Below are 4,018 nucleotides of genomic sequence, written 5' to 3'. Positions count from 1 at the left end.
CGGACGCTGGCGGCGCTACGAACGGGGACGGTCGGAACTCATGCGGCTGGCGCTGGAAAAAATTGCCGCGCAGCCGGACTTGTCGAAAGATGTTGCCGAACAGGTCCACAAAAGCCTTGCTTGATATTACGACGTCTCCCCTGCTTGGTGGTGCGATTCACGGCTTTCTCGGCCGGGCAGGGGGTGTCTCGCAAGGCATATATGCCGGGCTGAACATCGGCCTGGGCAGCGATGATGATCGCGATGCGATCATGGAAAACCGGCGACTGGCGGTCGAGGGTCTGATGCCGGGCGGCGAATTGGTTACCATGCATCAGATTCACAGCGCGGACGTCGTGACCGTAACCGGCCCGATGCCGCTCGAACAGCGCCCGCAGGCCGATGCGATGGTGACGGACCAGCCGAACCTGCTGCTCGGCATATTGACCGCCGACTGCGTGCCGGTGCTGTTCCACGATCCGCAAGCGAATGTGATCGGCGCGGCCCATGCCGGCTGGAAGGGCGCTCTGGCGGGCGTGACAGATAATGTTCTTACAGCGATGGAAGCGCTCGGTTCGGATCGTGGCAATATCGTCTGCGCCATCGGTCCGTGCATCGCGCAGGCCAGCTACGAAGTGGACACCGCCTTCCGCGCCCGCTTTCTAGCGGTTGACGCGGTCAATGACCGCTTCTTCGCTGCTGGAAAACCGGGCCATTTCCAGTTTGATATCGAAGCCTATGTCGCAGCGCGGTTGCAAGCGGCGGGGGTAGGCAAGGTCGAGAAGCTCGGGCTGGACACCTATGTCCACGAGGATCGCTATTTCAGCTATCGCCGGTCCTGCCATCGCGGCGAAGCCGGCTATGGACGACAGATTTCGCTGATCGGGCTTTCGGAATAATATTGATTTCTACAGTCACCCCAGCGAAGGCTGGGGCCTAAACCAACAATGATCTTAAGAAATTCCGATCGGTTTGGATGCCAGCCTTCGCTGGCATGACGGGTAAACAGGAGAGGGCATGAACGCACAACGCATCGGTCTATGGGCAGGTCTGGCGGTGTTTATTGCCATGCTGTTCGCGCCGACACCCCAGTCGATGTCGCCCGAAGCCTGGCACGTTGCCGCGCTGACCATTTTGATGGCAACCTGGTGGATGACCCAGGCGGTGCCGTTGACGGCAACCGCTTTGTTGCCATTCTTGGCGCTACCGACCATGGATGTGATGACGGTCAACGAAACCGCGGGTGAATATTATTCGCCCATCCTGTTTCTCATTCTCGGTGGTGCGTTTCTCGCTCTGGCGATTGAGCGGGTCGGCCTGCACCGGCGGCTGGCGCTGGCGATTATCGGGCTGTCGGGAAAAAGCGCATGGGGCATATTATTTGCCTTCATGATCGCGACCGCCTTGCTCAGCATGCTGATCTCCAACACCTCGTCGACCCTGATCATGATCCCGATCGCGCTGGCGGTGCTGGTCGCGGGCGGCGTCGAAGACGGTGAAACCGACGGCTTTGCCGGGGCTCTGGTGATGGGCGTGGCCTTTGCTGCGTCGATTGGCGGGCTGGGGACACTGGTCGGCAGCCCGACCAATGCGATTGCCGCCGGCCTGATCAACAAGACCCTGGGCATGAATCTCAATTTCCTCAGCTGGCTCAAATTCGGCATCCCGATCGTGGTCATCGGCATCCCTGTTCTTGCCGGAATTCTCATCGCTGTTCAAAAAGTCGGACGGCACAGTTTTGACGGGGTCAAGGCGAGGATGGCAATCGGTTCGCCGGGCCCGTGGAGCATCCCGGAAAAACGCCTTATCCCGGTGGTTGCGATCGTCGTGCTGGGCTGGTTGTTCCTGCCGCAAATCAAGACATTGTTCCCCGACGATGCCTTGCATGACGGCAGCATCGCGGTTGTCGGTGGCTTGTTATTGTTCATATTGCCTGATGGCACGGGTCGGCGTCTGCTCAACTGGGACGAAGCGGATCAGGCCCCGTGGGGCGTGATCATGATGTTCGGAGGCGGGCTGGCGCTGGCTGCCGGAATCATCGAATCCGGTCTGGCAGAGTGGCTCGGCGGAGCGCTCGAGCCGCTCAAATCGGTGCCGGTACTGGTCATCGCAATCGCTTTAGTCGCGCTGGTCATATTGGTGACCGAATTTGCCTCCAATGTCGCGACCGCGAGCGGGATCATGCCGGTGGTCGCCAGTCTGATCCTGGCGACCGGCATCGATCCGGTGCTGCTCGCGGTGCCTGCGGCAATGGCCGCGAGCTGGGGATTCATGTTGCCTTCGGGTACCGGCCCCAATGCGATTGCCTGGTCGACCGGCCATATCGAACTGCCCAAAATGCTGAAATCGGGCCTACTGCTCGATCTTGCCGGTATTCCGATCATAATCGGCTGCGTGTGGATGGTTTCAGTTGTGACTAATTAGCTTTTCGGGCATGACTTAATCCAGATTCAATCGTGCGGAGAGAAAGAATATGGCGAAGCAAAATGAACCGACGGCAGCTGTTCCGGTCACGCGCCGGATGCCCAAGACACCGATAGAGGAAATTGGCGGGCGCAAGCTGAAACCGGCGACATTGATGATGGGTCACGGCTATGATCCGGAGCTTTCGGAAGGTGCGCTAAAACCGCCCATTTTTCTGACCTCGACCTTTGCATTCGAAAATGCCGCAGCCGGAAAACGGTTCTTTGAAGGCATTACCGGCAAACGTCCCGGCGGTTCGGAAGGCCTGGTCTATTCGCGGTTCAACGGCCCGAATCAGGAAATTCTGGAAGACCGGCTCAGTGTGTGGGACGAGGCCGAGGATGCGCTCGTCTTCTCCAGTGGCATGTCGGCGATTGCGACGGTCTTGCTCACCCATGTCAATCAGGGCGATGTGGTGGTCCACAGCGGGCCGCTCTACGCGGCGACCGAGACGCTGATCAACAAGATATTGGGTCGTTTCGGCGTGACCTTTCTCGACTTCCCGGCTGGCGCCGCTCCGTCCGAGGTCGCCGTGATGCTCGAACAGGCCAAGTCTCAGGCTGCCGCCAATGGCGGCAAGGTTGCAATCATCTATCTGGAAAGCCCGGCTAACCCGACCAACGCGCTGGTTGACATCGAAGGTGTTGCCGATGCGTGCAAGCAGGTATTCGGTGATGAAGGCGCACCGCCGATCGCGATCGACAATACCTTCCTCGGACCGCTGTGGCAGCAACCGCTCAAACATGGCGCGGATATCGTGATCTACAGCCTGACCAAATATGTCGGCGGCCACAGCGATCTGGTTGCTGGCGGTGTCCTCGGCAGCAAGGCCTATATGGACCCGATCCGCGCGATCCGGAACACGATCGGCACGATCTGCGACCCCAATACCGCATGGATGCTGATGCGCAGCCTCGAAACCCTGGAACTGCGCATGACCCGCGCGGGTGAAAATGCCGAAAAGGTCTGTGCCTTTCTGCGCGATCATCCCAAGGTCGAACGGCTGGGCTATCTCGGTTTTATCGAGAGCAATAGCCAGAAGGATATTTACGACCGCCATTGCAGCGGCGCCGGTTCAACCTTCTCGGTGTTCATCAAGGGTGGCGAGGCAGAAGCCTTCCGGTTCCTCGACGCGATGAAAATTGCGAAACTGGCGGTGAGCCTCGGCGGCACCGAAACACTGGCCAGCCTGCCCGCCGCGATGACCCATCTGTCGGTCCCGGACGAACGCCGCGCCGCGCTGGGCATCACCGATAATCTGGTACGGATTTCGATCGGTGTCGAAGATCCGGACGACTTGATCGCCGATTTTGACCAGGCGCTGGCTGCGGTTTAACCGCAGTGCTCGCTATCGCTGAGGGATCGCCTCGATTGACAGGATTTCAATCGCGTCCTCCCGACCGGCAAAATCACCATAGTCCCCGGGTTCCAGTCCGATAAGCGCCCGGCTGATCGGTGCGGAAAAGGAAACCAGCGCGCTGGCCGGATCGGCTTCGTCATCACCGACAAGCGAGAGTGTTTTCTCATTGCCGTTGAGCAGGAACGTCACCCTGGTGCCAAATTCCACCTTTTCGCC

5 protein-coding genes are annotated in these 4,018 nt (G+C 59.5%); 4 read left to right on the top strand and 1 reads right to left on the bottom strand.

Annotated features, from left to right (window positions below; genetic code table 11):
- The first annotated feature begins 40 nt into the window (after positions 1-40).
- The 4 genes from WBM93_RS12330 to WBM93_RS12315 all read left to right on the top strand — a co-directional run bounded on the left by WBM93_RS12330 (position 41) and on the right by WBM93_RS12315 (position 3,778).
- Positions 41-124, top strand: coding sequence for an aminopeptidase N C-terminal domain-containing protein (locus tag WBM93_RS12330; protein ID WP_424432165.1), 84 nt, complete (start codon positions 41-43; stop codon positions 122-124).
- On the top strand, positions 117-878 hold the full coding sequence (gene pgeF, locus WBM93_RS12325) for a peptidoglycan editing factor PgeF (protein ID WP_424432164.1): 762 nt from the start codon (positions 117-119) through the stop codon (positions 876-878). The genes WBM93_RS12330 and pgeF overlap by 8 nt, the downstream gene beginning before the upstream one ends.
- A gap of 118 nt (positions 879-996) precedes the next feature.
- Complete coding sequence (locus WBM93_RS12320) at positions 997-2,403, top strand: SLC13 family permease (RefSeq protein ID WP_424432163.1); 1,407 nt, start codon at positions 997-999, stop codon at positions 2,401-2,403.
- Between the two features lie 49 nt (positions 2,404-2,452).
- Positions 2,453-3,778 carry a cystathionine gamma-synthase family protein gene (locus WBM93_RS12315; protein ID WP_424432162.1) on the top strand — a complete coding sequence of 442 codons (1,326 nt, stop codon included), beginning with the start codon at positions 2,453-2,455 and terminating at the stop codon, positions 3,776-3,778.
- A gap of 12 nt (positions 3,779-3,790) precedes the next feature.
- On the opposite strand, the gene WBM93_RS12310 is transcribed toward WBM93_RS12315, so the two are convergent.
- A partial coding sequence (locus WBM93_RS12310; RefSeq protein ID WP_424432161.1) for a GreA/GreB family elongation factor occupies positions 3,791-4,018 on the bottom strand: 228 nt, incomplete at its 5' end.

It is taken from the genome of Parasphingorhabdus sp. (genome assembly GCF_049667325.1).
Classification (GTDB): Bacteria; Pseudomonadota; Alphaproteobacteria; order Sphingomonadales; family Sphingomonadaceae; genus Parasphingorhabdus.
The sequence above is the reverse complement of the archived record's forward strand: the minus strand, read 5'-3'. Positions and strand labels throughout refer to the sequence as shown.